We start from the raw sequence: 24332 nt of genomic DNA, 5'->3' as shown, positions 1-24332 counted from the left end.
GTTCATGACCGCGCGCGTACGGGCCCCCGAGCTGCGGGGCCGGGGCTGGCTGAACACCGGTGGCCGTTCTCTGACCCTGGCCGACCTGCGCGGCAAGGTGGCGATCCTCGATTTCTGGACGTTCTGCTGCATCAACTGCCTGCACGTCCTGGACGAGCTGCGCCCCCTCGAGGAGAAGTACGGCGACGTCCTGGTCATCATCGGCGTGCACTCGCCGAAGTTCGAGCACGAGCGGGACCCGGCCGCCCTGGCCGCGGCCGTCGAACGGTACGGCGTGCACCACCCCGTCCTGGACGACGCCGACATGCACATGTGGCAGCAGTACGCCGCCAAGGCCTGGCCCACCCTCTCGGTGATCGACCCCGAGGGTTACGTCGTCGCCTCGATGGCCGGTGAGGGTCACGCCGAGGGCCTGACGCGCCTGCTGGACGAGCTGATCGCCACCCACGAGGCGAAGGGCACGCTGCACCGCGGTGACGGCCCGTACGTGCCGCCGGCCGCCCCCGACACCCTGTTGCGTTTCCCGGGCAAGGCCGTCGAGCTGCCGAACGGCAATCTGCTCGTCTCCGACTCGGCCCGCCACTCGCTGGTCGAGCTGACCGCTGACGGCGAGTCGCTGGTGCGCCGGTTCGGCACGGGTGAGCGTGGCCGCACCGACGGCCCGGCCGAGGTGGCGAGCTTCTCCGAGCCTCAGGGCCTCTGCCTGCTCCCCGCGGGCACCGCCGACTACGACGTGGTGGTCGCCGACACGGTCAACCATCTGCTGCGCGGCCTGCGGCTGGTGACCGGCGAGGTCATCACCGTCGCCGGCACCGGCCGGCCGTGGCGTTCCGCGGACGACGACGGGGTGGCACTCTCCTCGCCCTGGGATGTGGCCTGGTTCGAGGGTCAGGTGATCGTCGCGATGGCCGGCATCCACCAGCTCTGGTGGTTCGACCCGGCCACCGGCGGCTCCGGCGTGTACGCGGGCACCACCGTCGAAGCCCTGCGCGACGGCAAGCTCCCCGACGTGTGGATGGCGCAGCCCTCGGGCCTGTCCGCGGCCGGTGACCGGCTCTGGATCGCCGACAGTGAGACGTCGGCGCTGCGCTGGGTCGAGGCCGGTGAGCTGCACACCGCCGTCGGGCAGGGCCTGTTCGACTTCGGCCACGTGGACGGGCCGGCTGCCGAGGCGTTGCTGCAGCATCCGCTGGGCGTGTGCGGGTTGCCGGACGGCTCGGTGCTGATCGCCGACACCTACAACGGCGCTGTCCGGCGTTTCGACCCGGCCACCGGCGAGGTGTCCACGGTGGATTCCGGTCTGAGCGAGCCGAGCGACGTCCTGCTGACCCGGGCCGGTGAGGTGTTCGTGGTCGAGTCCGGCGCCCACCGCCTGGTGCGGCTCGCGCCGGGCGCGGTCCGTACGGTCGCCGGCGAGCGACACCGCACCGAGCGCCCGCCGTCTTCGCTGGCGCCGGGCGAGGTGACCTTGGATGTGGTCTTCACCCCGGCCCCGGGGCAGAAGCTGGACACGTCGTTCGGCCCCTCGACCCGGCTGGTGGTTTCCGCCTCGCCGCCGGAGTTGCTGCTGGAGGGCGAGGGCACGTCCACCGACCTGTCCCGCCGCCTGGTGCTCAACCCGGCCGTCGCCAAGGGGATCTTGCAGGTGGTGGCGCAGGCCGCCACCTGTGACGCGGACGTGGAACACGCCGCGTGTCACCTCACCAGGCAGGACTGGGGTGTTCCGGTGCTGGTGGAGCCGGGTGCGCCGGCTCGGCTGCCGCTGATCCTTCGCGGCCTCGACAGCTGAGGTGACCCGCTTCACTACCGGCCGGTAACCTACGGTGCCGTAGCCTGGAACCGTGACGACCGAAGCCCCGTTCCAGATGAAGCCTGCCGACATCGGCAAGCCGCGTTTGCGCGGCCGGCTGCACCAGTACGCGTTCTTCGTCGCGTTGATCTGCGGCGTTGTGCTCTGTTCGATCGCCGCGACCCGGCCCGGCATCGCACCCTTCGTGAGCACCCTGATCTACAGCATCACGGTGTGCGGCCTCTTCGGCATCAGCGCGCTCTACCACCGTCGCCAGTGGGGTGAGCGCGGCTATCAGATCATGCGGCGCCTGGACCACTCGATGATCTTCATCTTCATCGCGGGCACCTACACGCCGTTCTGCGTCCTGCTGCTGGAGCGCGACAAGGCGACCTTGCTGCTCACCCTGATCTGGACCGGTGCCGTGGGCGGCGTGGCCCTCAAGAGCATCTGGCCGCACCTGCCCCGCTGGGTGGGCGCACCGCTCTACCTGGCGCTGGGCTGGGGTGCGGTGGCCATCCTGCCGGACATCCTGCACAACGGCGGCGTGGCCGACCTGGTGCTGCTGGCGGCCGGCGGAGTCATCTACAGCGCCGGCGCGGTCTTCTACGCCATGCGCCGCCCGAACCCGTGGCCGGACGTCTTCGGCCACCACGAGTTCTTCCACGCCTGCACTCTGCTGGCCGCTCTCTGCCACCACATCGCGATCTACTTCGCGCTCTACGCGTAAGGGCCCTATGGAGTTCGACCTGAAGCTCGGCGACGGCCGCACCCTGCACGCGTACGACACGGGCGGGGACGGCACGCCGGTCTTCTGGTTCCACGGCACCCCCAATCTCGGTGCGCCGCCCGTACCGCTGATGCGCGACGGGATCCGCTGGCTCTCGTACGACCGGCCCGGTTACGGCGGCTCCACCCCGCGCCCGGACCGGGACATCGCCTCCGCAGCCGGCGATGTCGCAGCCGTCGCGGACCAACTCGGCCTCGACCGCTTCGCCGCCATGGGCCACTCCGGTGGTGGCCCACACGCCCTGGCCTGCGCCGCCCTCCTGCCGGGCCGCGTCACCGCAGTGGCGACACTCTCCGGGCCGGCTCCCTACAGCGCCGAGGGGCTGGACTGGTTCGCCGGGATGGCCCCCTCGAGCCTCGCCTCCCTGCGCGCGGCGGCCCAGGGCCGGGCCGCCAAGGAGCACCACGAGGCCACGGTCACCGACGCCGAGCCCGGCTTCACCGATCGCGACCAGGCCATGTTCGCCGGCGAGTGGTCCTGGATCCTGGACGTGGTGCACCCGGCGCTGGCCGCCGGCCCGGCCGCGCTGATCGACGACGATCTGGCCTACGTCGCGCCGTGGGGCTTCGACCCGGCCACCATCACCGCTCCACTGCTCGTCGTGCACGGCGGCGCAGACCTGATGGTGCCGGGCTCGCACGGCGTCTGGCTCGCCGGGCACTGTCCCACCGCCGAGCTGTGGCTGCGCCCCGAGGACGGGCACATCTCGATCCTGACCTCCGCGAAAGCGGCGCTGGAGTGGCTTCAGTCCCGCGCGTCGTAGGCGTGACGGGCTTCGATCACGTCCGCGATGTGCTTCTCCGCCCACTCCTGCAACGCGTCGACCAGGGTCAGCAGGCTGCGGCCGAGTGAGGTCAGGGCGTAGTCGACGCGGGGCGGGACGACGGGGTAGACCGTCCGGGTGACCAGGCCGTCGCGCTCCAGGGCGCGCAGGGTCTGGGTCAGCATCTTGGGGCTGATGCCGGGGATGCGGTGACTGAGTTCGGTGTAGCGCATCGCGCCGTCGGCCAGCGATGCGACGATCAGCACGCTCCAGGCGTCACCGATGCGGTCCAGCAGCTGACGGCTGGGGCAGTTCTTGGCGTACACGTCGGCTTCCACCAGGGAACTATCCCTCAGGTGTGTACTGCACTTCAAGGTGCTCTCTATCTCATGGGAAGTAAGGCGCGAGCTGCACAGTTGTGCCAGGGGACGGTCGACCGGCCGTCGGAAACGCTTGTTGAGGAGTTCGCATGACCATCGTCGTCACCGGCGCCACCGGGCATTTCGGCCGCCACGCCGTCGAGTCCCTGCTCTCGCGCGGTGTGCCCGCCGACCAGATCGTGGCGATCGGCCGCAGCATCGAGAAGATCCAGGACCTCGCCGACCGTGGCGTACGCGTCCAGTACGCCTCGTACGACGAGCCGGAGTCCCTGCGCAAGGTCTTCGCGGGCGCCGACAAGCTGCTCTTCGTCTCGGCCAGCGAGCCCGGCAAGCGCATCCCGCAGCACCAGAACGTGGTCGACGCGGCCAAGGACGCCGGCATCGGCCAGATCGTCTACACCAGCGCGCCGCACGCCGACTCGTCCGGCATGATCCTGGCCACCGAGCACCTCGCCACCGAGCGGGCCCTCGCCGCGTCCGGCATCCCGTCGGTGATCCTGCGCAACGGCTGGTACCTGGAGAACTACGACCTGCGCGGCGCCCTGGAGCACGGCCTGGTCGGAGCCGCCGGCGACGGCAAGCTCAGCCTGGCCACCCGGGCGGACCTGGCCGAGGCGGCGGCCGCGGCGGTGCTCGCGGACCAGCACGACAAGCAGGTGTACGAGCTGGGCGGCGAAGGCGTCACGCTGGCCGAGCTCGCCGCCGAGGTCTCCCGCCAGTCCGGCCGCGAGGTGACCTACACCAACCTGCCGCAGGACAAGTACGTCGAGTTCCTGGTCGGCGTCGGCGTCCCGGAGGGCTTCGCCGCCGTTCTGGCCGACTCGGACCACCACGCCGCCTCGGGTGCCCTCTACACCGGCACTGAGGACCTGGCCGGCCTGCTCGGCCGCCCGGCCACCCCGCTGGCCGACGCGGTCCGCGCGCAGCTGGCCTGATCCGGCCCCCCGGGTACGACGAAGGGAGTGCCACCGGCGCGGTGGCACTCCCTGTCGCCTGCTGTCAGGCGCCGTACGGCGGCGGGGGCGGGGGCTCGCGACGGGTGGTCTCGCGGTACTCCTGCACGACCTCACCGTCACGGTAGGCCGGGTCGTTGGTGACGACCGGCCGCTGCTGCACGGCGGCGGCGGGACGGCGGCGGCTGTTCCAGTACCAGAGGGTGATGGCCAGGCCGATGAGGCCCGCCAGCATGAGTACGTAGCCGACGACGTTGATGTCCAGACCGCTGATGTCCGCGTTGACAGCGAACGCCAGGATCGCTCCCAGCGCGAGTAGGAAAATACTTCCGCCGATGCCCATAAATGGCCTCCCATGGCTCGTGGCTGCCGCACCGAGCCGCGGCAATACGTCGACCCGGGTGTCTACCCAGGCGGCGGATTCCTCAATCAGGCAAGCTGGGCGCATGACTGTGCGGACGTTGGTCCTGCTGCGGCACGCCAAGGCCGAGACCCCCGGTGAGCTGCTGGATTTCGAGCGCCGGCTCACCGAGAAGGGTGACGCCGATGCCGACGCGGCCGGCTCCTGGCTGGCCGACAAACGGCTGCGCCCGGACCTGGTGCTGTGCTCGTCGGCGCGCCGGACGAGGCAGACCTGGCAGGGCGTGTCGGTGGCGCTCGCGCAGGCCGATCCCGAGTCGCCCAGTCCCGAGGTGCACTACGAGCAGCGGCTCTACGACGGCGGCCGCACGGAGGTCATCGATCTGCTCCGGGCCGTGCCGGACGCCGTACGCACGGTGCTGGTCATCGGGCACAACCCCACGATGTCCGACGTGTCGATCCTGCTGCGCCCGTACGACGAGGAAGCGCAGCTGACGGCGCTGCGGACCGCCGGGCTGGCCGTGCACCGGGCCGAGGGGCTCTGGTCGCAGACCGAGCCGTTCACGATGCCCCTGATCGCCGAGCACACTGCCCGCGGATAGACAGAAGCCGGCGGACGTCGTTGTCCGCCGGCTTCCGCCATCTCAGGAGAGTGTGAAGATCAGAACGCCTCTTCGGGCAGGTCCATCACGTCGAGGGTGGTGTTCTCGATGATCCGGCGGTCCGAGCCGATGCGGGGCAGCACCTCGCGGGCGAAGAACCGGGCCGCGGCGATCTTGCCCTCGTAGAAGGCCTTGTCGCCCGGGCTCACCTCGGCGCCCAGCGCCTTGAGGGAAGCCTCGGCGCCGCGCAGCAGCAGCCACGAGACGACCACGTCGCCCAGGGCGAGCAGCACCCGGCGGGACGTGAGGCCGACCTTGTACAGCTCGCGGGTGTCGCCGCCCTGCACCGCCTGCAGCCAGCCCATCTGGATGCCGAGGATGGCCTGCAGCTCGCCGAGCGCCTTGCCGAGCGATCCGCGCTCGACCTTGAGCTGACCGTTGCCGGCCTCGCTCTCGATGAACTCCTGCATCTCGGTGGCGAGCGCGGCGAGGGCCTGACCCTGGTCCTTGACGATCTTGCGGAAGATCAGGTCCAGGCTCTGGATCGCCGTGGTGCCCTCGTACAGGGTGTCGATCTTGGCGTCGCGGACGTACTGCTCCAGCGGGTAGTCCTGCAGGAAGCCGGAGCCACCGAAGGTCTGCAGCGACTCGTGACCGAGCAGCTCGTACGCCCGCTCCGAGCCGACGCCCTTGACCAGCGGGAGCAACAGGTCGTTGATCCGCTCGGCCAGCTCGGCGCCCTCTTTGTCCCCGGCGGCCTGGGCGATGGCGACCTTGTCCTGCCAGGTGGCCGTGTAGATGACCAGCGAGCGCAGACCTTCCGAGTACGCCTTCTGCAGCATCAGCGAGCGGCGTACGTCCGGGTGGTGGGTGATCGTGACGCGCGGGGCGGCCTTGTTGGTGTTCTGCACCAGGTCGGCGCCCTGGACGCGGTTCTTGGCGTACTCCAGCGCGTTCAGGTAACCGGTGGAGAGGGTGGCGATCGCCTTCGTGCCGACCATCATCCGGGCGTACTCGATGATCATGAACATCTGCCGGATGCCCTGGTGCACGTCGCCGAGCAGCCAGCCCTTGGCGGGCGTGCCCTCACCGAAGGTCATCTCGCAGGTGTTGGAGACCTTCAGGCCCATCTTGTGCTCGACGTTGGTGGCGTAGACGCCGTTGCGCTCGCCCAGCTCGCCGGTCTCGGGGTCGAAGTGGAACTTCGGCACGATGAACAGCGACAGGCCCTTGGTGCCCGGGCCGCCCACGCCCTCGACGCCGACCGGGCGGGCCAGCACGTAGTGGATGATGTTGTCGCTCAGGTCGTGCTCGCCCGAGGTGATGAAACGCTTGACGCCCTCGATGTGCCACGAGCCGTCGGGCTGCGGGATCGCCCGGGTGCGGCCGGCACCGACGTCGGAGCCGGCGTCGGGCTCGGTGAGCACCATCGTCGAGCCCCACTGCTTGTCGACGAAGAGCTTCGCCCACTTCTTCTGCTCCTCGGTGCCCTCGACGTGCACGACGTGCGCGAAGGAGGGACCGGACGAGTACATCCAGACCGGGGCGTTGGCGCCCAGGATCTGCTCGGCGATCGCCCACCACAGCGCCCGCGGGGCGAGGGTGCCACCGAGCGCCTCGGGCAGGTCCATGCGCCAGAACTCGGACTCCATGAACGCGGCGTACGACTTCTTGAAGGCCTCGGGCAGGTCCGCGGTGCTGGTCACCGGGTCGAAACGCGGCGGGTTGCGGTCGGCCTCGATGTAGCTGGCCGCGAGGTCCTCGCGAGCGAGGCGGTTGACCTCCGCGAGCACGTCGCGTGCGGTCTCGGCGTCGATGCCGTCGAACGGCGCCTGGCCGAAAGCACGATCCGCCCCGAAGACCTCGAAGAGGTTGAACTCGAGGTCGCGCAGGTTGCTCTTGTAGTGACTCATGTGTTTCTGGCCCCGCTCTCCGGACGCGAGTTACCCGTCAGTAACCAACACTGTATTACCCGCTGGTAGGGACCGACAAGTCCGCTTCGATCATTTCCTGTCCGTCGGGTTGGGGGTCAAACGCCTCCGATCAGGTGGGAATCGGGGCAACCGTTCGGTCATTTGCAAGTCGCCGCGCCGCTGGGACGTATCGACGGGCCGAGCCCATCGTTGCTCCGGATGTACGCGACGAAACGTACGCCCGACCCGGGGAGGTCAGTATGTTCGCCACGATCAAGAGTCTGATTCCGGAGCCCCGGCAGGCGGACCAGCCGCGCCACTACGTGGGACGGCACCGTCAGCCGGAGACGATCGCCGCACGCGCCGCGGTTGCCGTGGTGCCTGTGCCGGCAGCCGAGGCGCAGACGCCTGACACCGCGCCGGCCGAGCCGGACAAGACCGAGGACTAGCTCCCCGCGGCGCCGACTTCCCAGCTCGGCATGGCCATGGACGCACTGCCGTCCGGGCCGGTGTACTCCAGCAGCACCAGAGCGATGTCGTCCTCGAGCTGCCCGTGCACCCAGTCGACCAGGGCGGTCTCGAGCGACGCCAGGCCGTCCCCGACCGTGCCGTGCCCCAGCAGCCGCCAGGCCCGGTCCGCGGTCGGGAAGAACTCGCCGTCCCGGCGCGCCTCGCCCAGGCCGTCGGTGAAGAGCAACAGCCGGTCCCCCGGCTCCAGCCGCTCCACCCGGGGCCGGGCCACCGGCATGAACCCCAGGGGCGGCGCCGGCGCCGGCGGATCGAGCGCGATGACCTGCCCGCGCCGCAGCAGCAGCGGGGCCGGGTGTCCACAGTTGACGATGGTCAGCGTGCCGCCCCGCTCCTCGACCAGCGCGGCGGTCACGAAGTCCTCGTCGCCGACGCTACGGGCCACCGCCCGGTCCAGATCCGTGACGATGGAGCGCAGGTCGGCCCGCTCGAACGCCACGTGCCGGTACGAGCCCAGCACGATGCTGGCCAGCCGTACCGCGTCCAGGCCCTTGCCCCGCACATCGCCGATGATGATCCGTACGCCGTACGGGGTGTCCAGGGCTTCGTAGAGGTCTCCCCCGATGTCCGCCGCGGCCGACGCCGAGATGTAGCGGCCCGCCACCGCGAGGTTGCCGACCTGCGGGCCCAGCGGGCGCAGCACCGCCTGCTGGGCGACCGCCGCCAGGCGCAGCAGCTCGGCGATGCGGTTGTCCTTGCGCTGCCGGATGGTCGCGACCGCAGCGGCGATCCCGGTGGCCAGTGTGATGCCGACCACGTTGACCATTCCGACGGTGTCGAAGCGCCCGTCGGTGCCGGCGAAGACCATCCCGACGACCGTCGCGATCGCGCCGACGGCCAGCACGGTCTGCCAGTAGGCGAACACGGCGGCCAGGAACGGCACGGCCGCGTAGAGCCCGACGAAGTTGGCCTGTGGGCCGTCCGCGATCTCCACGCCCGACACGACAGCGAGCAGCACGAGGGCCGCGCCGAGGCCGGCGCGGGATGCTGGGCTGAGCGGGCGGCGGCCCGCCGGGAGAATCGGCATGGGTACGCCGAACAGCATGCCTGATCCACGTGGGCGGCTGCATCAACTTGACCCCTAGTCTGAGCGGGTTCTGCCCACTCGGCGCCGGGACACCGCGCCCGCGGTGACACCATGGCGCTGTGGCATCCGACCTGCGTGACCGGCTTCGCGCCGGATTCCGTTGGACCGACCCCGGTCCGGGCACCGATCTGCTCGTCAGCGACCGCTCCGGCTGGTGGCGGGACCCGTTCGTGCTGGACGGCCTCGGCCCGGGACTGGCCGGACTTTTTCCGGACGCCACGCCCACGGTGGTGGTCTCGCCGGAGGTGACCGGCTTCCTCGTCGGCCCGCTGGTGGCCCGCGCGCTGGGGGTGGGGTTCGTGGAGGCGTACCGGGCGGGGGCGCGGCTGCCGATCGCCGAGCCGATGACGTGGGCGCGGGTGCCGGCCGATCACCGCGGTGCCGGCCAGCAGCTCGGCGTGCGTACCCGATTGATCGGCCCGGCCGACCGGGTGCTGGTGGTCGACGACTGGGCGGTCACCGGCGCCCAGGCCCGGGGTCTGCGGGACCTGGTCGCGGCGCTGGGCGCGACGCTCATCGGTACGGCGGTCATCGTGGACGAGTGCGACCCGGCGGTCACCGCCGAGCTGACCATCCGTGGGCTGCTCACCGGCGCGGATCTGAGCTGAGTACCGGGCTTTCCTGAGTAGCGCTACTCAGGAGCGCGCCCGGCGGCCTCACCACGATGGACCGCATGACCAATTTCTTCCTCGGCACCTGGACCACCCGCGTCTACCTGTTCGCCGTCGCGGTCACCTCGGTCATCCTGCTCGGCGGAAACCTCGCCACCGGCAACCACGAGCCGTCGTCGGCCGCGGTCTACCTGATCGGCCTCACCGCGCCGGTCTCGATCATCTTCGCGCCGGTGTTCCTGCTCGGCGACGGCTGGCTGGCCGTCGCGATGCTGTGGCTGAGCGTCGCAGCCGGCGTCCTGCTCAACACCCTGCTGATCAACACGATCGTGGGCGAGGTCGGCCGGCTCCGCTCGCACCGCGCGTAACCCGGTCCTCCACAATGACCGGGTGCGCGCTTTCGTGACCCCGGCAGACCTGCAGAATCTCGTACGCGACACGTACGGCACCGATCGCCGGCTCCGCGAGTTGTCCCGCCTCGCCGGCGGCACCACCAAGGGTGTTTACCGGCTCACCCTCGACGACGGGTCGACCGTGCTGCTGTACCGCTGGGCGGCGGAGGAGAACTTCTGGCCCGCGCGGACCGGGCTCGACGTCGGACCGTTCCAGGCCGACGCCGGGCGTGACGGATTCGTCCGGTGCCACGGGCTGCTGCGGGACCTCGGGGTGCGCGTACCGGAAATCGTGATGATGGGTCCGGACCGCGCGCTGGTCGAGGATGTCCGCGGCGGCACGCTGGAGGCGCTGCTGGAGCGCGACCCGGCGGCCGGACGCGAAGCCCTGGGCCGGTTGGCCGAGATGCTCCGGACGATGCACAGCCATCAGGCGCCCAGCTTCGGCTTCCCAGGCGAGACCCCGGCGGGCTTCGCCCGGCAACGCGGCCTCAACTCGCTGGTCGAGGCGGCGGCGCGGGACCCGCGCATCGCGGCGGTGCGCGGCCGGCTGGAGGAAGAGCTGCACGCGCGCTTCGGGGCCGTGCGACCCCGATCCGGGTACGGCCTGATCCACGGCGAACTCGGCCCCGACCACGTGCTGATCGGCCCCGACGGCGAGCCGGTCCTGATCGACATCGAGGCGACGATGTTCTTCGACGTGGAGTGGGAGCACGCGTTCCTGGAGCTGCGCTTCGGTTCGCTTTATCCGGCGCTGCGCACGGTGGAGCTGGATGCGGCTCGGCTGGCGCTCTATCGGCTTGTGCACTACTTGTCGCTGGTTGCCGGGCCGCTGCAGCTCATTGAGGGCGACTTTCCGCATGCGGAGTTCATGCGGGAGATCGCCGAGGGCAACGCGCGGCGCGCCCTCGCCGAGATCGGCGTCAGCTAGGCCTTTTCAACCGGCTGGCGTCAGGCGGTTGGGCTTTTCCAGTCGGCGAGGACGCCGCGGGTGGGCTGCCAGCCGGTCGCGGCGTAGTCGGCCAGGCCCTGGCGCACGTAGGGGTCGTCGGCGAGCAGCTCGTGCGCCCGGGCCTCCGACTCGACGTCGAGCAGCAGGATGCCGCCGACCGGTGGGTCCTGGCGGCCGGCGGAGACCAGCACGCCGGCCCGCTGCAACTCGTCGACGAAGGCCAGGTGCGCGGTCCGGGCCTCGTCGACCTGCTCGAGCGGGGCGCGATAGGTCGAGATCATCAGGTACACGGTGGTGTCCTCTCAGCCGCGGAAAGCTCGCGGCAATCGTACGAGGACGGGGAGGGGCGCGCGGCCGGGTCCTGGTGGACCCGGCCGGTGCGTCAGATGTCGGTGCTCAGTGCCACCAACCGCCGGACTTGAAGCCGGTCGACCACTGGTGCTCGGTGCACTGCCGGGCGGTGGCGAATCGCTGCTCGTCGAGGATGGCGGTCACTCCGGCGTTGTAGGTGCCGAGCCCGAAGCCGATGCCCGTGACGGTCATCCGGGGGTTCTCGGCGACGACCTGGGCGAAGGTCTTGGTGGCCGGGCCGCCCGCGGTCTTGGGCAGACCGGTGATCGTGGTCGAGGACGTCCACAGCGGACCGTCGAGCACGTTCCACTCGGTGCGGACCTTGCGCTGCGGGTTCCCGGCGCCGATCGAGCTCAGGTAGTAGTACGGCTCGAAGATGAGCACGCCGTCACCGGCGGCCGTCTTGACGAAGACGTGGTACGAGGGCAGCGCGGCGTCGTTGACGGCGTTGTTGTCCCCGGCAGTCGTGTCGAGCTTGACGGTCTCGTAGCTCATCTCGGTGACCGTGCTGGCCGCCACCGGCTTGAAGGATTCGCGCCACGACGCCTTGTCGGCGTTGCTCGACCGGGCAGTGGTCAGCTTGACGCCGTCGGTGACGACGGTGGCGGTGGCCGTACCGACCTTGGTGATGCCGGCGGTGGTGCTGTGCTTCTCGATCTTGCAAGGCTGGTGCGACGAAGCGCTGGCCGGCTGCGCGTTCACGGCGAGCGCGCCCGAGGCGGCCATCACCAGAGCGGCGGCGAGAACGCGACGCGAGGTGAGGCGGAAGATCGTACCGTTTTGGTTCATTCGAGCATTGTATTGAGTTTGGGGCGTTATCATCCGGCGCCGGTCCCGGCCGATCGCGCCCGACGATGCGATGGATTTGTCTTGGCCTGCACTTTTGCCCTCTCCCGTGATCGCTGCGCTTGGTTGCCCACCGGGCGCGTCTACCCACGCTGGGCCAGGATGGGGTCGTGGACAGCGACGCTGTGCGGGACTGCGGGCCATGTCGAGCCGTTCCCCGACTACCGGTGGGCAGTGCGGCATCTGCTGGTCGACGGCGACCGGCTGTCCGCTCACTTCACTGACACCGGCGTGCACGCGCCGACGGGCCGGACGATCGACACGCAGGAGTTCGCGGTCTACCGGATCGCCAACGGGAAGATCGTCGAGGTGTGGGGCGCTTGGGTCATCGCCGGCTCGTCGGTGCTGACCCAGCTGCCCGGCGCCTGATCGGTCTTGCGAGCACGCAGCCGGCAGGGTGAGGGTGGCCGTTCATGAGCCGCCAGGCGATTGGCCGCCCTCGCCCGGTCTCGGCGGGAGCGACGGCCAGTGCCATGCAACCAGGCACGACACGGCGTTGATCTTGCTTTTGACTCTGATCTCGTTCTTGTTTTTGGATCTGTCAGGTCGTCGGCCAGGTGCGGAAGTTGTGGTAGCTGCGGCTCGGGGTCGGGCCGCGCTGGCCCTGGTAGCGCGAGCCGTAGACCGCCGAGCCGTAGGGGTGCTCCGCCGGGGACGACAGGCGGAAGATGCACAACTGGCCGATCTTCATGCCCGGCCACAGCTTGATCGGCAGGTTGGCCACATTGGACAGCTCCAGCGTCACGTGCCCGGAGAAGCCGGGGTCGATGAAGCCGGCGGTCGAGTGGGTCAGCAGGCCGAGGCGGCCCAGGCTGCTCTTGCCCTCCAGCCGCCCGGCGAGCTGGTCGCCCAGCGTGATCACCTCGAGCGTCGAGGCCAGCACGAACTCGCCCGGGTGCAACACGAACGGCTCGCCGTCGCCGGTCTCGACCTCGGCGGTCAGGTCGTCCTGCTGCTCGGCCGGATCGATGTGCGTGTACAGATGGTTGTTGAACACGCGGAAGAAGCGGTCCAGCCGGACGTCGATGCTGGACGGCTGCATCAGCTCCGGCGCGAACGGCTCGAGAGCGAGGTTTTCCGACTTGATCTCGGAGACCAGGTCACGGTCGGAGAGCAGCATCGCCACACCATACCGACCGGCATTGGAGTGCGTGTTCAGTGGTCGACTAGAACATATGTTCGATATGATGTTCGCATGGCTTCCTGGTCCGAATTCGCTGCGGCTGAGCCCGAGCTCGCCGCGGCCGTCCGCGCACTGCTCCAGCAGTACGGCCCCGGCATGGGCTACCTCGCGACAGTCCGCGCCGACGGCGGACCCCGCGTGCACCCCGTGTCCCCAGTCATCACCGACGAAGGCCTCTACTGCTTCGTGGTGAGTTCGGCGAAACGCCGTGACCTGGAACGCGACGGCCGCTACGCCCTGCACTCGTACCCACCGGAGGAAAGCGACGACGAGGCGTACGTGACCGGCCACGCCCACCCGGTGACCGACCCAGCAGTGATCAACCGCCTGGCGGAAGCCCTCCGCGCCTCCGCCCTGGTCGACTGGCGCCTGTTCGAGTTCGACATCACCACAGCCATGCTCCGCCGCCACGGCCCCGCCGGCGCCCTGCCCCTGGCCATGACCCTGCGATACCCCCCGATCACCCGATCGTGGCGCGACCCGGCCGCCGACTTAGGCCGCCCCCTGGTCGCCGCCGCAAGGTCGTAGGCACCGGCCGGCCACCGCTCTGCGTCGCGGGGCGCTGCCAGGTTCGGGAGGGAGCTGGGCCGCACCAGGTCCGGCCGGTGCCTACTCGGGGCGGCTCCGCCATGAAGCCCGGCAATCGGGTACAGTGGGGCCGCTCGCGGGTGTAGTTCAATGGCAGAACATCAGCTTCCCAAGCTGACAGTGCGGGTTCGATTCCCGTCACCCGCTCCACGAACGAAGCGCCTGGTCACGGCTGATGCCGAGGCCGGGCGTTCGTCATCTTGGCGCGCCACCAGTCGCTGTCGTGCCATTGCCTCTTCTCAGTGGGAGGCGTGGCAGGAGAATCGCTCGGGTGGAGACCATCCGGTGGGCCGACGTCGCAGAGTGGTTCGACCCGTCGCAGAACGGGAGCGCCCCTGACGTGGTGGTGCCTGATACCGCGAGCGTGGACTGGCAAGCGCTGTTGGAGCTCATCGGGTCCGAGGGCTGGCGGTGTGAGTACGAGTTCGGCGACGAGCGGCGACCGCTGCCGGTAGCAGCCGCTGAGCTGTTCGATACGGGCCCGGAGGGGCTGCTGCGGAGTCTGCGGGTCTGGCCCGACCCCGGCTTGGAGTGGATCATCCGACCGTGGACTCTCGAGGAGATCGTGAGCGATGTCAGCCTGCACGAGATCCAGGGCCAAGAGAGGCTGGACGCCTTCTGCCGATTCCTGCGCACGCTTGGTGCCGCCCTCGGCAAGTCCGTACTCGTATACGCCGAGGGGGCTTTCGACAGCTACCCACCGATGATGGCGTACGAGTCGACCAAAGACCGGGTGGCTTTCCTGGCCGGCTCCTGGAGCTGACGTCGGACCCCGAGATCGTTGGCCGGCGATGTCATACCCCCTGGCTAGGTTGCGGGCATGAGTCGTGACGAGTTGCAGCGGCGGTCGCTGGCGGCCGCGTTGGGCGATGTTGGTGCTGCACGGGTCGAATATGACGACGTCGCGGGCTGGGTGGCTGCTGCTGGTGCCAGTCCGGAGGATCCGTTGGGGGCCGAGGTCTGGGTGTTCGACCCGGACCTGTCCCGGGTGCTGCTGGTGCAGCATCCGTGGCGGGGTTGGGTTCCGCCCGGCGGGCAGGTCGAAGCTGGAGAGACGCCCCGTGAGGCAGCGCGTCGTGAGTTGTGCGAGGAGACCGGAGTGGATGTCGATCTTTTTGATCGACCGGCTGCTGCCAGCGTCCGCTCGTATCATCCCGACAAGCCGGCGACCCTGGGACTGTCCTATGTCGCGATCGCCGATCCTGAGATTCCATTGAGGGCCGAGCCCGGTCAGCCGGCCGCGTGGATGAGCCTGGATCACTCGTGGGAGAGCTGGTTCCCCGACGACCTGGACCGCATGCGCCAGCACGCGGAGTGGCTGGCCGGCTTTTCTACATCTGAGCGGCCAGCGTCGATAGACGTGGAGGCCCGCACCTTAAGATCGGGATGACAGCGTGGCCGCGACAGTGCCGGCTCGTGGTCGAGACGGAGGCTCGGGCCAGCGGTGATGGCCCGAGCCTCCGCCTGTTCTCGGCGGGCGTGCCGTCGAGGAGACTGGGTCCATGGATCCTGAGCTGGCCGCCCGCCAGCGCCTTCCTCTACGCCCAGGACGGATCCGGGCAGGGGATCTCGATCGCACTTGGACGGCCGCCGGCTCACCAGATCGCCGAGCTGGCTGACCAGGTGCAGGAGGGCGGTCGAGGCACTGTGGACGCTGGGCCGGCCCACCAACTGGCCGTCGTGCCCGCGCCATCCGTACAGCCATCCTCTCGCGGCCATGGAGAGCCACGGGCGGGCGGTGTGGCAATGCCCTGCCGACCGCTTCGAGGTCGCGGCGATCGGCCGGCTTCGGACCTGACCAGGTGGTCTTCCTGACCGATTCGTGGCGCTGAGCGAATGCGGTGGCCGTACGATTTCGGGGTGGCAGGTGACGACGTCGGCTCCTCTTCTCGGGAGTCGCGCGAAGATCAGCACGAGGTCGACGCGGAGGTGCGGGACACCGAGGCCCGGCAGATGCTGGACGGGCTCCAGGACCGGCAGAGCTCCCTGAATGAGCGCGAGACGCAGCTCGCCGATCGGCAGTACGACGCCGACGCGCGCGACGCGGAGCTCGATCGCCGTACCCGCAAGCTCGATGACCAGGAGCGGCTGTCCCAGCGACAGGATTCCTGGCTCGGTGCACGAGAACGGCAGCTCGATGCGCGCGAGGAGAAGCTGCACGACCGAGAGGCTCAGGTCAACCGGGCCGTGTCGGGCATCGACGAGCGCCGGCTCGAGCAGGAGGAACGAGACCGGGCCGCGGATCAGCGGGAGATCGACGACTCCTTGCTGGAGTAGGACCTGATCCGTCAGGCGATGGTCAGGAAGACGTTGTCGATCTGGCCGGAGAACTGGTCGTTGCCCTTGCCCGCGCCCTTGCCGCCCACCCGCAGCGGTTCCGCGTTCGCGATCGACAGGTTCGCCGGGAGGCGGACCCAGGCGCGTTCCAGGCCGTCGACCGTCAGGGTCAGGCGGTCCCGGGTCCGGGCGCACATCAGGTTGTGCCAGCGGCCGTCCGCCACGTCGATGAGGGGTTCCGCTCGATAGATCTGGGTGCGGCCGGCGATCACGCAGCTCGGGTGGCCCTGCCGGTGATCCACCTGCAGCTTGAACTGGCTCACCCCACCCACCGAGTAGCCCTTCTGGAAGACGTTCGCGCCGTCGGCCAGGTCCCGGTGGGTCATCATGATCGATGCTCCGTAGCGCATCGGGCGGGTGCCGGGGTTCAGGGCGTCCTCGCGGAAGCCTTCGAGGATCGCCCTCGGGCACTGCCGTTCGCGGGCCAGGGTGCAGCGGGTCGGGTACTGCACGGCCAGGCCGTTGCCCTGGGGGACCAGGCTCAGGGTGCCGCCGTTCTGGGCGAGCGCTCGCAATGCGTACGCGCCGTGCGTGTCGGTCAGGGGCTGGTTCACTCCTCCGTCGAAGGTGTAGCGGACGGTGACCGGGGACTTGGCCACTCCGATCCGTCCACCCGTCTGGGGTACGGCGGCGAAGCCGGGGTTCGTGGGGGTGAGTACGCCGCCGGAGGGGCGCGGCTGGAGGGCGACGTACTGCGGACTGATCCGGGGCGGCTCGGTGGTGCCGGGCTGGACCAGTTGGGATGCGAACAGGCCGGAGCCGAGGGCGGCGGTCGCTACCAGCGCGCCGAGGGGGGTGACGCGCCGGCGTGCGCCTCGCGGGGACCGTCGAGAGTCGAACATGCGTTTATTGTCCGGATCGCCGCTTTAACTAGCGTGTTCAAACTCCGTTCGGGCGTAAATGTGGGCTAAAGCACCCTTATGTGGTCGTCCGAACGGACGGCTCCCCGATCACGGCATGCAGGACGTCATCAAGCGCGATCACGCCGAGCGGTCGGCGCCCGTCACTCACCAGGACGATGTGCCGGCGGTCGCGTCGCATGGTCAGCAACAGGTCGGCCAGCGTGCGGTCCGGGGCCACCACGGCCAGGGGACGGATCATCTCGGCCGGCATCGGGAGGCTGCGCTGCGCTCCCTCGTACCCGAGGAGGTCCTTGACGTGCACGAAGCCCAGCACCCGCCGGGTCTCGCGCTGCACGACCGGTAGCCGCGACCGGCCGCTGCGGGTCGCCACCGCCTCGATGGTCGCCGGCGACGCGTCGTCGGCGACCGTGGTCACGCCCGACCAGGGCTGCAGGGTGTCCGCCGCGGTCCGGTCGTGGAGGCCCAGCGCGGCGTGGATCCGGGCGTACTGCTCGGTGCCGAGCAGGCCCTCGGCCCGCGCCTGGGTGACCATGCCGGCCAGCTCCTCGGCGGTGAACACCGTCTTGACCGCGTCGGTGGCCTCGATCTTCCACAGCGACAACACCATCCGCGAGGCCCAGCGCATCGCGACCAGCAACGGCTTGGTCCCGGTGCAGAAGGCCAACATGAACGGGCCCAGCACGAGCGCCGAGCGTTCCGGCCCGGCCAGGGTGATGTTCTTCGGGACCATCTCGCCGACCACGGTGTGCAGGAAGACGACGACGCCCAGCGCCAGCACGAAGGCGACCGGGTGGATCGCGTTCTCGGGCATCCCGATCGCGCCGAACGGGCCCTCCAGCAGGTGCGCCAGGGCCGGCTCGGCGATCGCGCCCAGGCCGAGCGAGCAGATGGTGATCCCCAGCTGGGCGCCGGCGATCATCAGAGGGATCTGATTCATCGCCGACAGCGCCCAGCGGGCCGGCCGGGAGGTGGCGGCGAGCGGTTCGAGAGCTGTACGCCGGGAGGCGATGAGCGCGAACTCCCCTCCGACGAACAACGCGTTGCCGAGCAGGAGCACGACCGTGACCAGCAGCTCAGTCATCGGAACTCTCCGGCGGCGCGACGACCCGGACCTGCTCGATGCGGTGCCGGTCCACCTCGATGACGGTGAACTCCCAGCCGTCGTCCTCGAGCGACTCGCCGACGACCGGGATGTGCCCCAGCCGGGAGAGCAGGAAGCCGGCGAGCGTCTCGTACGGGCCCTCGGGCAGCCGGAAACCGGTCTGCTCGGCCACCTCGTCCTCCCGCAGCAGCCCGTCGACCAGGAACTTCCGGTCGTCGCCGGGCGCGGTCAGCTCCTCGCTGCCGGCGTCGGGGAAGTCCACGTCGTACTCGTCAGCGATCTCGCCGACCAGCTCCTCGACCAGGTCCTCCACCGTGACCACGCCGTCGGTGCCGCCGTACTCGTCCACGACGATCGCCATGTCCGCGTCGGCGGCGCGCAGGGCGGCCAGGACCTTGTCCAGGTCGAGGCTCTCCGGCACGAACACGGGCTCGCGGGCAACCGTGGACACCGCGGTCGAGGCGCGGCGTTCGGGCGGGACACCGAGGGCGTCGGACACCCCGACCACGCCGACGACCAGGTCGAGCGTCGACTCGTACACGGGGAAGCGGGTATGGCCCGTCTCGCGGGCCGCAACGATGAGATCCGCGACGCTCGCGGTGGTCTTGAGCCCGACCACGTCGACGCGCGGGGTCATCGCCTTGGCCGCGCGTTTCTCGCCGAAGCGGATCGTGCGGCGCAGCAGCGTCGCCGTCTCCGTGGGCAGCGCGCCGGCCCGGGCGCTGATCGCGGCCAGCAGACCCAGCTCCTCGGGGGAACGGGCACTGGCCAGCTCCTCCTGGGGCTCGATGCCCATCCGGCGGACCAGCCAGTTCGCCGAGCCGTTGAGCGCGCCGATCAGCCACTTGAAGAGCTTGGAGAACGTGCGCAGGGGGGCCGCGGTGGCCAGCGCTACCCGCATCGGCCGGGCCAGGGCCGCGTTCTTCGGCACCAGCTCGCCGAAGAGCATGGAGACGATCGTGGCCAGCACCAGCGAGAGCACGTGGGTGACGGTCTCGGTGGCACCCCCGGCGATCGGCTCGATGGCCGGGCGGAAGATCCGCGACAGCGCGGGCTCGGCCAGATAGCCGGTCAGCAGGGCGGTGAGGGTGATGCCGAGCTGGGTGCCGGAGAGCTGGAAGGAGAGCTCATGCAGAGCGTGCCGGACCGTACGGGCGCGCCGGTCGCCGTCGTCGGCCCGCTTGTCGATCTCCGCCCGGTCGACGGTGACCAGGCCGAACTCGGCTGCCACGAAGAACGCGTTGCCCGCCGTGAGCAACGCGAACGCCGCCAACGGGAGCACCGTCGTCAGGAGCGGGCCGTCCATGATCGGTTCACCTCGGCCCTCATTGTGCCGGAACGCGGCATCCCGCGGGCGCTCGTGTCCGGTGCCGCGAATCACCTCTGCCGCTAGCCGCCCGGCTACGGTCGCATCATGAACCTCGCCGAAGAGTTCGTGCTGCTCGCCTACGGCGACGACGGCGTGCCCGACACCGACAGCGTCCGCCTCGACCACGGCCTGGGGGGCGCCCTGCTGCTGGAGCTGGCGATCAGCGGCCGGATCGGCGTCGAGGACAAGAAGGTCGTGGTCCTGGACCCGACGGCGACCGGTGATCCGCTGGTGGACCAGGCCCTCGACCGGATCGTGGCCGACGACAAGCCGCGCAAGCCCGCCCACTGGGTCAAGAAGTTCACCGACACCCGCAAGCCGGCGTTGGACCGGCTCGTCGAGCAGGGCGTGCTGACCCGGGAGCAGGACAAGGTGCTGTTCGTCTTCCCCCGGACCCGCTATCCGGCCCCGAACGGCGTGGAGCCGGCGCCCGAGACGGAGGCGCGGCGACGGTTGACCGCCGCCGTTTCCGGAGCCGGGCCGGTCGAGCCGCGTACCGCTGCGCTCTGTGCCCTGGTGGGCGCGACCAACCTCGACCGCAAGGTCTTCCGCACGCTGGACCGCAAGCGGGTCGACGAGCGGCTCCGCGAGATCTCCGCGGGCGACGCGACCGCCGCGGCGGTCCGGCAGACCGTCGAGGAGATCCAGACCGCGGTCATCGTCGCGGTGGTCGCCGCCTCCGCCGTGAGCGCGGCGACCTCCTAGCCGGGTTAGGCGGGGGCCTTGTCGCCCTTGATCGATCGGAGCAGCACGCTCGCCACGTCGACAACCTCGACGTTCTCCTGCTCGCCCTTGCCGGTGACCCCGTCGCCGATCATCGTGTAGCAGAACGGGCAACCCACGGCGATCGTCTTCGCGCCGGTCGCGAGGGCCTCCTCGGTGCGCTCCACGTTGATCCGCTTGCCGATCTTCTCCTCCATCCACATGCGGGCGCCGCCGGCGCCGCAGCAGAAGGACCGCTCGGAGTTGCGCGGCATCTCCACGAGGTTGGCCGCCTCGCCGAGCACCTCGCGGGGCGCGTCGAAGACCCGGTTGTGCCGGCCCAGGTAGCAGGGGTCGTGGTAGGTCACGTCGCCCTCGATCGGCTGGACGGGCGTGAGCTTGCCCTCCTTGACCAGGTGCGCGAGCAGCTGGGTGTGGTGCACGACCTCGACCTCGAGGCCCAGCTGCGAATACTCGTTGCCCAGCGTGTTGAAGCAGTGCGGGCAGGTCGCGACGATCCGCTTGACCTTCGCCTCCTGCAGGGTCTCGACGTTCTGCTGGGCCAGCATCTGGAAGACGAACTCGTTGCCGATCCGGCGGGCCGGGTCGCCCGTACAGGTTTCGCCCTCGCCGAGGATGGCGTAATTGACGCCGGCCTCGTGCAGCAGCGTGGCGACCGCCCGGGTGGTCTTCTTGGCCCGGTCCTCGAACGCGCCGGCGCAGCCGACCCAGAACAGGTAGTCGAAGTCCTCGGTCTCGCCGACCCGCGGCACCTCGAAGTCGAGGCCCTTGGTCCAGTCCTCGCGGGTGTTCTGCGGCGCGCCCCAGGGGTTGCCCTTGTTCTCCAGGTTGCGCAGCATGACGCCGGCCTCGGCCGGGAAGCTGGACTCGATCAGCACCTGGTAGCGGCGCATGTCGACGATGTGGTCGACGTGCTCGATGTCCACCGGGCACTGCTCGACGCAGGCGCCGCAGGTGGTGCAGGACCAGAGCACGTCCGGGTCGATCACGCCGCCCTCGGCCTCGGTGCCGATCAGCGGCCGGTTGCCCTCGGCGAGCGCCAGCACGTCCATGTGCGCGAGCTGGGCCTCGGTGGCCTTCTCCTCGCCGGTCAGGTCCTTGCCGCCGCCCGCGAGCAGGTAGGGCGCCTTGGCGTAGGCGTGATCCCGCAGCGACAGGACGAGCAGCTTGGGCGAGAGCGGCTTGGCCGTGTTCCACGCCGGGCACTGCGACTGGCAGCGGCCGCACTCGGTGCAGGTGGAGAAGTCGAGCAGGCCCTTCCAGGTGAACTGCTCGACCTGGGCGACGCCGAACTGGTCCTTCTCCGGGTCGGCCTCCTCGAAGTCGAGCGGCTTGCCGTCGCTCATCATCGGCTTGAGCGCGCCCAGGCCGGAGCCGGCGGGCTTCTCCGGGCTGCTCTTGAAGAAGATGTTGAAGAAAGCCAGGAAGCGGTGCCAGGCCACGCCCATCGTCACGTTCAGCGCGATGGTGATCAGCCAGCCCATGGAGATGAAGATCTTGACCAGGGCGACCCAGGTGGGCCCGTCGGCCGCGGCGGGCAGCAGGGCGCCGACGCCGTGGCTGACCGGGGTGGCCCAGGCGGCGTACTCGAAGGTGTCGTTGGCGACCTTGAAACCGCGGATCAGGAAGCCGCAGATCAGGACGCCCACGATGATGGCCTCGACGAAGTAGCCCTGCCACATCGTGGAGCCGGTGAACCGGGAGACCTTCTTGCGCTTGTCGCGCTGACGCCGGTAGATCAGGTAGAGGATGCCGAGCAGGCCGAGGACGCCGATCCACTCGGTGATCAGGCCGTAGACCGTCCAGTGCCCGATGATCGGCAGCCCGCCCTCGGGGTCGACCACCTCGAAGTAGGCCTCGACCACCAGCAGGAAAAGGATCATGAACGAGACCATCACGAACCAGTGCGCCGCACCGACCGCGGTCCACTTCAGCATCCGGGTGTGACCGAGAGTCTCGACCAGCATCGTGCGGGTGCGGGTGCCCTTGTCGCCGGAGCGCGTGGGGTCGGGCCGGCCCAGTCGGATCACCGCGGTCATCTGCATGACCGCCCGGACCGCCAGGACCACGGCGACGAGGGTGACGACGCCCGCCAGGACGGTGGCGACGATCTGCACTGTGCCCATGTGGTTGTGCCTCCTGGAGTCAGCTGGCCCGCCGACCTATGTTACCCGTGAGTAATCAGAATGCGAGCGGCAGTCCGGGCAGGTGTTGCAGTCGTCTGGTGGAACGCAGTCGACAGCGCACCCCACGGCTCGGACGCCGGGGTGCGCTGTCGGACAAATCAGACGCAGATCACGCTACCGCTCGGCCGGGGGCCGCGCGGCAGGAGCGGCACTAGCGCCAGCGGGAGAGGATGCCCAGGGAGGCGACCATGCAGCCGAAGCCGACGAGGAGGTTCCAATACCGCCACGCCTCGACCGGGTACTGCTGCTCCGAGAGGTAGTACACCACCAGCCAGGAGATGCCGAAGACGATCAGCGCGACTGCCGTGATGGGCAGCCACACCGGACTCGGCTTCTTCGACGCCGCCGTCCCGGACGGACGAATGTCCGTCGGCGGGGTGTAGACCTTCTTCTTTCGAACCTGTGACTTCGGCACGGTGCTCTCCTGAGGGCAACAAGTGGTGAACAACCCACCCCTGAGCGGCTCCGGGGACCCCGAAAGCTGCCCGTGGCGAATACTGTTCGATAGCTAGCGTAGTCAAGGCGGCGCGCGCACAGGCACCCGCCGGTGCGTTTTTCGGCCGAGCCAGGGAGGACAACCGACGTGGAGTACACCACGGGGGCGCCCTCGTGGCGACTTGTCCTGCGACGAGCCCTTGGTGGACTACGTCCCCGTCGCAAGGCTCAACGGCAGCGCGGATGGTCGGTCGCGGTCCCACTGATCGGACTCGCAGCCGGTCTGTTGTTCACCACATCGGCGACGACAGCGGACGGCACCTCCCTGCGCGACGACCGCCGGCCGCAGCTCGCCCAGCTCATCGCCGACAAGCGCACCCGGCTCGAGGACCGCGAGAAAAGAGCCGCTGACCTGCGCGCGGCCGTCGACCAGGACGCGGCCCGGCTGGCAAACGTCGACGAACCGGTCAAGCAGGCCCGCCAGCGCGCGGACGCGATGCGCGGAGGCGCGGGCTTCACCGCCCTGCACGGCCCCGGCATCACGGTCGTCCTCAACGACTCTCCGCAGCGGACCACCGGCACCGGCACGGACGACCCCGAGAACGACGACCTCGTCGTCCACCAGGGTGACGTCCAGGCGGTGGTGAACGCATTGTGGGCAGGTGGGGCCGAGGCAATGGCGATCATGGATGTCCGCGTCATCTCCACGAGCGCGGTACGCTGTGTCGGCAACACACTGCTGCTCCACGGGCAGGTCTTCTCGCCGCCGTTCAAGATCACGGCGATCGGCGAACCCACGGCGATGCATCGCGCGTTGGAGTCCGCAGAGGGAGTCCAGCAATTCCGTACGGCAGTGGCGGACTTCGGACTCGGCTATCAGGAAACCGTCGAGAGGAACGTGACTGTGCGGGCGTACGACGGGTCGAGTGACCTCCGATCCGCCGAGGCCACGGAGTGATGGAAGCGTCGGACGCCCAGCAGGCTGCGGCGAACTCCGGTCGGCACCGCGCTCCCGACGGCGACGCGCAGACGGCTTTCATTCCCCGGATCACGGACGCTTCGCCGGACGGCGTACCCGGTGGGCCGCTGGACCCGCCGCCCAGCTTGGCGCCGGCAGCGCCTTGGGCCGCGCCGGCCGGTCCGGTTTCGCCCGCGCAGGGGCGCTCAGTGCCCGCTCAGGCTCCGGTGTCGCCCGGTTCGCCCTTCCCGGTACCTGCGGGTTCTGAAGT

28 protein-coding genes and 1 tRNA gene are annotated in these 24332 nt (G+C 69.9%); 17 read left to right on the top strand and 12 right to left on the bottom strand.

What is annotated here, in order from left to right; genetic code table 11:
- Window positions 1-4 precede the first annotated feature (4 nt).
- The 3 genes from ACZ6S4_RS21510 to ACZ6S4_RS21500 are packed head-to-tail and all read left to right on the top strand — an operon-like array spanning window position 5 to window position 3342.
- Entirely contained in the window at window positions 5-1789 is a 1785-nt protein-coding gene (locus ACZ6S4_RS21510; protein WP_465476620.1) for an NHL domain-containing thioredoxin family protein, read from the top strand.
- Window positions 1790-1841: 52 nt separating this feature from the next.
- Window positions 1842-2519, top strand: coding sequence for a PAQR family membrane homeostasis protein TrhA (gene trhA, locus ACZ6S4_RS21505; RefSeq protein ID WP_360813998.1), 678 nt, complete (start codon window positions 1842-1844; stop codon window positions 2517-2519).
- 7 nt (window positions 2520-2526) lie between these two features.
- Window positions 2527-3342 carry an alpha/beta fold hydrolase gene (locus tag ACZ6S4_RS21500; protein ID WP_465476619.1) on the top strand — a complete coding sequence of 272 codons (816 nt, stop codon included), beginning with the start codon at window positions 2527-2529 and terminating at the stop codon, window positions 3340-3342.
- On the opposite strand, the gene ACZ6S4_RS21495 is transcribed toward ACZ6S4_RS21500, so the two are convergent.
- A complete protein-coding gene (locus ACZ6S4_RS21495; RefSeq protein ID WP_465476618.1) occupies window positions 3324-3680 on the bottom strand; it encodes a winged helix-turn-helix transcriptional regulator in 357 nt (118 codons plus the stop codon). The two genes, ACZ6S4_RS21500 and ACZ6S4_RS21495, sit on opposite strands and share 19 nt — an antisense overlap.
- Before the next feature lie 131 nt (window positions 3681-3811).
- On the opposite strand from ACZ6S4_RS21495, the gene ACZ6S4_RS21490 reads away from it, so the two are divergent.
- Window positions 3812-4657 (top strand): SDR family oxidoreductase, encoded by an 846-nt coding sequence (locus tag ACZ6S4_RS21490; RefSeq protein WP_465476617.1) that lies wholly within the window; start codon window positions 3812-3814, stop codon window positions 4655-4657.
- 64 nt (window positions 4658-4721) lie between these two features.
- Here ACZ6S4_RS21490 and ACZ6S4_RS21485 read toward each other — a convergent pair whose 3' ends face one another.
- Window positions 4722-5018, bottom strand: coding sequence for a DUF6458 family protein (locus ACZ6S4_RS21485; RefSeq protein ID WP_360546830.1), 297 nt, complete (start codon window positions 5016-5018; stop codon window positions 4722-4724).
- Between the two features lie 103 nt (window positions 5019-5121).
- Between ACZ6S4_RS21485 and ACZ6S4_RS21480 the strand changes: the two genes are divergently transcribed.
- Complete coding sequence (locus tag ACZ6S4_RS21480; protein WP_465476616.1) at window positions 5122-5637, top strand: SixA phosphatase family protein; 516 nt, start codon at window positions 5122-5124, stop codon at window positions 5635-5637.
- Between the two features lie 59 nt (window positions 5638-5696).
- Here the strand turns inward: ACZ6S4_RS21480 and ACZ6S4_RS21475 are convergent, their stop codons facing one another.
- The gene (locus ACZ6S4_RS21475) at window positions 5697-7550 is read right to left on the bottom strand and encodes an acyl-CoA dehydrogenase (protein WP_465476615.1); all 1854 of its coding nucleotides are present in this window, start codon (window positions 7548-7550) and stop codon (window positions 5697-5699) included.
- Window positions 7551-7810: 260 nt separating this feature from the next.
- Between ACZ6S4_RS21475 and ACZ6S4_RS21470 the strand changes: the two genes are divergently transcribed.
- Window positions 7811-7999: a hypothetical protein gene (locus ACZ6S4_RS21470; RefSeq protein ID WP_465476614.1), complete on the top strand. Its 189-nt coding sequence runs from the start codon at window positions 7811-7813 to the stop codon at window positions 7997-7999.
- Here the strand turns inward: ACZ6S4_RS21470 and ACZ6S4_RS21465 are convergent.
- Window positions 7996-9123, bottom strand: a complete 1128-nt coding sequence (locus ACZ6S4_RS21465; protein ID WP_465476613.1) for a PP2C family protein-serine/threonine phosphatase — start codon at window positions 9121-9123, stop codon at window positions 7996-7998. The genes ACZ6S4_RS21470 and ACZ6S4_RS21465 overlap by 4 nt on opposite strands.
- Window positions 9124-9224: 101 nt before the next feature.
- Here ACZ6S4_RS21465 and ACZ6S4_RS21460 point away from each other — a divergent pair, with 101 nt between their 5' ends.
- The 3 genes from ACZ6S4_RS21460 to ACZ6S4_RS21450 all read left to right on the top strand — a co-directional run bounded on the left by ACZ6S4_RS21460 (window position 9225) and on the right by ACZ6S4_RS21450 (window position 11099).
- The gene (locus ACZ6S4_RS21460; RefSeq protein WP_465476612.1) at window positions 9225-9773 is read left to right on the top strand and encodes a phosphoribosyltransferase; all 549 of its coding nucleotides are present in this window, start codon (window positions 9225-9227) and stop codon (window positions 9771-9773) included.
- 65 nt (window positions 9774-9838) lie between these two features.
- Complete coding sequence (locus ACZ6S4_RS21455) at window positions 9839-10144, top strand: SCO4225 family membrane protein (protein ID WP_465476611.1); 306 nt, start codon at window positions 9839-9841, stop codon at window positions 10142-10144.
- Between the two features lie 22 nt (window positions 10145-10166).
- Window positions 10167-11099: a phosphotransferase gene (locus tag ACZ6S4_RS21450; protein ID WP_465476610.1), complete on the top strand. Its 933-nt coding sequence runs from the start codon at window positions 10167-10169 to the stop codon at window positions 11097-11099.
- A gap of 20 nt (window positions 11100-11119) precedes the next feature.
- Here the strand turns inward: ACZ6S4_RS21450 and ACZ6S4_RS21445 are convergent, their stop codons facing one another.
- Window positions 11120-11401: a YciI family protein gene (locus ACZ6S4_RS21445; protein ID WP_360813978.1), complete on the bottom strand. Its 282-nt coding sequence runs from the start codon at window positions 11399-11401 to the stop codon at window positions 11120-11122.
- Between the two features lie 115 nt (window positions 11402-11516).
- Window positions 11517-12260: a hypothetical protein gene (locus ACZ6S4_RS21440; protein WP_465476609.1), complete on the bottom strand. Its 744-nt coding sequence runs from the start codon at window positions 12258-12260 to the stop codon at window positions 11517-11519.
- 159 nt (window positions 12261-12419) lie between these two features.
- On the opposite strand from ACZ6S4_RS21440, the gene ACZ6S4_RS21435 reads away from it, so the two are divergent.
- The gene (locus ACZ6S4_RS21435; protein ID WP_465476608.1) at window positions 12420-12686 is read left to right on the top strand and encodes an ester cyclase; all 267 of its coding nucleotides are present in this window, start codon (window positions 12420-12422) and stop codon (window positions 12684-12686) included.
- Window positions 12687-12858: 172 nt separating this feature from the next.
- Here the strand turns inward: ACZ6S4_RS21435 and dcd are convergent, their stop codons facing one another.
- Complete coding sequence (gene dcd, locus ACZ6S4_RS21430) at window positions 12859-13437, bottom strand: dCTP deaminase (protein WP_465476607.1); 579 nt, start codon at window positions 13435-13437, stop codon at window positions 12859-12861.
- Window positions 13438-13512: 75 nt separating this feature from the next.
- On the opposite strand from dcd, the gene ACZ6S4_RS21425 reads away from it, so the two are divergent.
- The 5 genes from ACZ6S4_RS21425 (at window position 13513) to ACZ6S4_RS21405 (ending at window position 16365) form a co-directional block, all read left to right on the top strand.
- Complete coding sequence (locus ACZ6S4_RS21425) at window positions 13513-14028, top strand: pyridoxamine 5'-phosphate oxidase family protein (protein ID WP_465476606.1); 516 nt, start codon at window positions 13513-13515, stop codon at window positions 14026-14028.
- Window positions 14029-14164: 136 nt separating this feature from the next.
- Window positions 14165-14238 (top strand) — tRNA-Gly (locus tag ACZ6S4_RS21420).
- 121 nt (window positions 14239-14359) lie between these two features.
- On the top strand, window positions 14360-14851 hold the full coding sequence (locus ACZ6S4_RS21415) for a hypothetical protein (RefSeq protein WP_465476605.1): 492 nt from the start codon (window positions 14360-14362) through the stop codon (window positions 14849-14851).
- A gap of 57 nt (window positions 14852-14908) precedes the next feature.
- Window positions 14909-15478 (top strand): NUDIX domain-containing protein, encoded by a 570-nt coding sequence (locus ACZ6S4_RS21410; protein WP_465476604.1) that lies wholly within the window; start codon window positions 14909-14911, stop codon window positions 15476-15478.
- A gap of 470 nt (window positions 15479-15948) precedes the next feature.
- A complete protein-coding gene (locus ACZ6S4_RS21405; protein WP_465476603.1) occupies window positions 15949-16365 on the top strand; it encodes a hypothetical protein in 417 nt (138 codons plus the stop codon).
- A gap of 11 nt (window positions 16366-16376) precedes the next feature.
- Here ACZ6S4_RS21405 and ACZ6S4_RS21400 read toward each other — a convergent pair whose 3' ends face one another.
- The 3 genes from ACZ6S4_RS21400 to ACZ6S4_RS21390 form a co-directional block, all read right to left on the bottom strand.
- Window positions 16377-17267 carry a LamG domain-containing protein gene (locus tag ACZ6S4_RS21400; RefSeq protein WP_465476602.1) on the bottom strand — a complete coding sequence of 297 codons (891 nt, stop codon included), beginning with the start codon at window positions 17265-17267 and terminating at the stop codon, window positions 16377-16379.
- A 76-nt stretch (window positions 17268-17343) separates the two neighbouring features.
- Complete coding sequence (locus ACZ6S4_RS21395) at window positions 17344-18369, bottom strand: hemolysin family protein (RefSeq protein WP_465476601.1); 1026 nt, start codon at window positions 18367-18369, stop codon at window positions 17344-17346.
- Entirely contained in the window at window positions 18362-19696 is a 1335-nt protein-coding gene (locus ACZ6S4_RS21390; RefSeq protein WP_465476600.1) for a hemolysin family protein, read from the bottom strand. Before ACZ6S4_RS21390 ends, ACZ6S4_RS21395 begins: the two co-directional genes overlap by 8 nt.
- A gap of 108 nt (window positions 19697-19804) precedes the next feature.
- On the opposite strand from ACZ6S4_RS21390, the gene ACZ6S4_RS21385 reads away from it, so the two are divergent.
- The gene (locus tag ACZ6S4_RS21385) at window positions 19805-20464 is read left to right on the top strand and encodes a GOLPH3/VPS74 family protein (protein WP_465476599.1); all 660 of its coding nucleotides are present in this window, start codon (window positions 19805-19807) and stop codon (window positions 20462-20464) included.
- Between the two features lie 5 nt (window positions 20465-20469).
- Here ACZ6S4_RS21385 and ACZ6S4_RS21380 read toward each other — a convergent pair whose 3' ends face one another.
- Together ACZ6S4_RS21380 and ACZ6S4_RS21375 are read right to left on the bottom strand one after the other, a co-directional pair.
- Window positions 20470-22608, bottom strand: a complete 2139-nt coding sequence (locus ACZ6S4_RS21380) for a (Fe-S)-binding protein (protein ID WP_465476598.1) — start codon at window positions 22606-22608, stop codon at window positions 20470-20472.
- A gap of 211 nt (window positions 22609-22819) precedes the next feature.
- The gene (locus ACZ6S4_RS21375; RefSeq protein WP_360546788.1) at window positions 22820-23083 is read right to left on the bottom strand and encodes a cell division protein CrgA; all 264 of its coding nucleotides are present in this window, start codon (window positions 23081-23083) and stop codon (window positions 22820-22822) included.
- A 168-nt stretch (window positions 23084-23251) separates the two neighbouring features.
- Here ACZ6S4_RS21375 and ACZ6S4_RS21370 point away from each other — a divergent pair, with 168 nt between their 5' ends.
- Window positions 23252-24061, top strand: coding sequence for a DUF881 domain-containing protein (locus ACZ6S4_RS21370; RefSeq protein WP_465476597.1), 810 nt, complete (start codon window positions 23252-23254; stop codon window positions 24059-24061).
- The last annotated feature ends 271 nt before the right edge of the window (window positions 24062-24332 follow it).

The organism is Actinoplanes sp. NPDC051405, from assembly GCF_055586185.1.
Note: the sequence above shows the minus strand (reverse complement) of the source record. Positions and strands in the feature narration are given on the sequence as shown.

What these genes read in the sequence shown, in the direction of transcription:
- ACZ6S4_RS21470 (WP_465476614.1), top strand. Translation starts at nt 7,811, where the DNA reads ATGTTCGCCACGATCAAGAGTCTGATTCCGGAGCCCCGGCAGGCGGAC.
- ACZ6S4_RS21410 (WP_465476604.1), top strand. Translation starts at nt 14,909, where the DNA reads ATGAGTCGTGACGAGTTGCAGCGGCGGTCGCTGGCGGCCGCGTTGGGC.
- ACZ6S4_RS21475 (WP_465476615.1), bottom strand. Translation starts at nt 7,550, where the DNA reads ATGAGTCACTACAAGAGCAACCTGCGCGACCTCGAGTTCAACCTCTTC.
- ACZ6S4_RS21465 (WP_465476613.1), bottom strand. Translation starts at nt 9,123, where the DNA reads ATGCTGTTCGGCGTACCCATGCCGATTCTCCCGGCGGGCCGCCGCCCG.
- ACZ6S4_RS21385 (WP_465476599.1), top strand. Translation starts at nt 19,805, where the DNA reads ATGAACCTCGCCGAAGAGTTCGTGCTGCTCGCCTACGGCGACGACGGC.
- ACZ6S4_RS21435 (WP_465476608.1), top strand. Translation starts at nt 12,420, where the DNA reads ATGGGGTCGTGGACAGCGACGCTGTGCGGGACTGCGGGCCATGTCGAG.
- ACZ6S4_RS21480 (WP_465476616.1), top strand. Translation starts at nt 5,122, where the DNA reads ATGACTGTGCGGACGTTGGTCCTGCTGCGGCACGCCAAGGCCGAGACC.
- ACZ6S4_RS21455 (WP_465476611.1), top strand. Translation starts at nt 9,839, where the DNA reads ATGACCAATTTCTTCCTCGGCACCTGGACCACCCGCGTCTACCTGTTC.
- ACZ6S4_RS21490 (WP_465476617.1), top strand. Translation starts at nt 3,812, where the DNA reads ATGACCATCGTCGTCACCGGCGCCACCGGGCATTTCGGCCGCCACGCC.
- dcd (WP_465476607.1), bottom strand. Translation starts at nt 13,437, where the DNA reads ATGCTGCTCTCCGACCGTGACCTGGTCTCCGAGATCAAGTCGGAAAAC.
- ACZ6S4_RS21440 (WP_465476609.1), bottom strand. Translation starts at nt 12,260, where the DNA reads ATGAACCAAAACGGTACGATCTTCCGCCTCACCTCGCGTCGCGTTCTC.
- ACZ6S4_RS21485 (WP_360546830.1), bottom strand. Translation starts at nt 5,018, where the DNA reads ATGGGCATCGGCGGAAGTATTTTCCTACTCGCGCTGGGAGCGATCCTG.
- ACZ6S4_RS21445 (WP_360813978.1), bottom strand. Translation starts at nt 11,401, where the DNA reads ATGATCTCGACCTATCGCGCCCCGCTCGAGCAGGTCGACGAGGCCCGG.
- ACZ6S4_RS21500 (WP_465476619.1), top strand. Translation starts at nt 2,527, where the DNA reads ATGGAGTTCGACCTGAAGCTCGGCGACGGCCGCACCCTGCACGCGTAC.
- ACZ6S4_RS21510 (WP_465476620.1), top strand. Translation starts at nt 5, where the DNA reads ATGACCGCGCGCGTACGGGCCCCCGAGCTGCGGGGCCGGGGCTGGCTG.
- ACZ6S4_RS21390 (WP_465476600.1), bottom strand. Translation starts at nt 19,696, where the DNA reads ATGGACGGCCCGCTCCTGACGACGGTGCTCCCGTTGGCGGCGTTCGCG.
- ACZ6S4_RS21395 (WP_465476601.1), bottom strand. Translation starts at nt 18,369, where the DNA reads ATGACTGAGCTGCTGGTCACGGTCGTGCTCCTGCTCGGCAACGCGTTG.
- ACZ6S4_RS21400 (WP_465476602.1), bottom strand. Translation starts at nt 17,267, where the DNA reads ATGTTCGACTCTCGACGGTCCCCGCGAGGCGCACGCCGGCGCGTCACC.
- ACZ6S4_RS21425 (WP_465476606.1), top strand. Translation starts at nt 13,513, where the DNA reads ATGGCTTCCTGGTCCGAATTCGCTGCGGCTGAGCCCGAGCTCGCCGCG.
- ACZ6S4_RS21380 (WP_465476598.1), bottom strand. Translation starts at nt 22,608, where the DNA reads ATGGGCACAGTGCAGATCGTCGCCACCGTCCTGGCGGGCGTCGTCACC.